Source organism: Pseudomonadota bacterium (genome assembly GCA_022361155.1).
In the GTDB taxonomy this organism is placed as follows: domain Bacteria; phylum Myxococcota_A; class Polyangia; order Polyangiales; family JAKSBK01; genus JAKSBK01.
The window spans coordinates 1-1,497 of record JAKSBK010000097.1 but is presented as its reverse complement, the minus strand read 5'-3'; the positions used below and the strand labels follow the sequence as shown (position 1 = coordinate 1,497).

Genomic DNA, 1,497 nt, shown 5'->3' with positions numbered 1-1,497 from the left:
GCAAGGTGACCCTCAGGCGCGACCGCATGTACGAGTTCCTGGACCGCCTGATCAACATCGCCCTGCCCCGGGTCCGGGACTTCCGCGGCATCTCCGGCCGCAGCTTCGACGGCCATGGCAACTTCGCGCTCGGCCTGAAGGAGCAGATCGTGTTCCCCGAGATCGACTACGACAAGGTCGACCAGATCCGCGGCATGGACATCGTCATCTGCACCTCGGCGCGCACGGACGCCGAGGCCAAGGCCCTGTTGAAGGCCTTCAACATGCCGTTCACCAACTGACCGGCTTGATAGGGAAAGAGGTTAAGCATGGCAAAGACGAGCGCCATCGAACGGAACCTGAAGCGGGCCCGCCTGGCCAAGAAGTACCTGGGCCGGCGCCAGCGCCTGAAGGCCATGGCCAAGGACCCTGAGCTGTCGCCGGAGGAGCGCTTCAACGCCCGCCTGAAGCTGGCCCAGTTGCCGCGCAACTCCTCGCCCAACCGGGTGCGCCTGCGGTGCGGTCTCTCCGGCCGGCCGCGGGGCAACTACCGCAAGTTCCGTCTGTCGCGCATCGCCCTGCGCGACCTGGCGTCCACCGGGCAGATCCCCGGCATGGTCAAGTCAAGCTGGTAGGAGGAGAAACGGCGATGTCCATGACCGATCCCCTCGGCGACATGCTGACCCGCATCCGCAACGGCCAGCGCGCCCGCAAGGACGTCATCTCCAGCCCGGCCTCCAAGCTGCGCCGCAACGTGCTGGAGGTGCTGAAGCGCGAGGGCTTCATCCGCGGCTACAAGGAACAGAAGTCGGACCCCGGCTTCCCCGAACTGCGCATCGAGCTGAAGTACCACGAAGGCGATCCGGTGATCCGCCAGATCAGCCGTGTCTCGACCCCGGGCCGCCGCGTCTACTCCGGCATCAAGGACCTGTCGCGGGTCTACAACGGCCTCGGCATCGCCATCCTGTCGACGCCCCGCGGCGTGCTCTCGGACAACGAGGCCCGCGAGCAGAACGTCGGCGGCGAAGTGCTGTGCCAGGTGTTCTGATCCGGGCACGCTAGGCGGACGAGAACGAGAGGATCCAGACCATGTCCCGTATCGGCAAGAACCCCGTGGAAGTGCCCAGCGGCGTCGATGTCCACATCGACGGCCAGAACGTGCGCGCCAAGGGCAAGCTCGGCGAGCTCAGCGCCACCCTCACGGACGAGGTCGAGGTGAGCTGCGAGGACAACGTCATCTGGGTCAAGCCCCGGAGCGAGAGCCTGCGGGCGCGCAAGCTCTGGGGCACGTCCCGCAGCGTCGTCAACAACCTGGTGGTGGGCGTCTCCGACGGCTTCGAGAAGAAGCTGGAGATCACCGGCGTCGGCTACCGGGCCCAGGTCCAGGGCTCGGAACTGGTGCTGCAGTTGGGCTACAGCCACGACGTGCGGTTCCCCATCCCCGACGGCATCAAGATCGACTGTCCCGAGCAGACCCGCATCACCGTCTCCGGTGCGGACAAGCAGAAGGTCGGCCAG

General features: G+C 66.5%; 4 protein-coding genes. All 4 read left to right on the top strand.

Annotated elements, in window-relative coordinates; all coding sequences use genetic code 11:
- On the top strand, positions 1-281 hold a 281-nt coding region (locus tag MJD61_03275), incomplete at its 5' end, for a 50S ribosomal protein L5 (GenBank protein ID MCG8554296.1).
- 27 nt (positions 282-308) lie between these two features.
- Positions 309-614, top strand: a complete 306-nt coding sequence (gene rpsN, locus MJD61_03270; GenBank protein MCG8554295.1) for a 30S ribosomal protein S14 — start codon at positions 309-311, stop codon at positions 612-614.
- Between the two features lie 14 nt (positions 615-628).
- Positions 629-1,027: a 30S ribosomal protein S8 gene (gene rpsH, locus MJD61_03265; GenBank protein ID MCG8554294.1), complete on the top strand. Its 399-nt coding sequence runs from the start codon at positions 629-631 to the stop codon at positions 1,025-1,027.
- Between the two features lie 41 nt (positions 1,028-1,068).
- Positions 1,069-1,497: 50S ribosomal protein L6 (gene rplF, locus MJD61_03260; protein ID MCG8554293.1), on the top strand; the 429-nt coding region annotated here is incomplete at its 3' end.

Excerpts from the sequence above, each read along its gene's own strand:
- rpsN (MCG8554295.1), top strand. The coding sequence starts at position 309 with ATGGCAAAGACGAGCGCCATCGAACGGAACCTGAAGCGGGCCCGCCTG.
- rpsH (MCG8554294.1), top strand. The coding sequence starts at position 629 with ATGTCCATGACCGATCCCCTCGGCGACATGCTGACCCGCATCCGCAAC.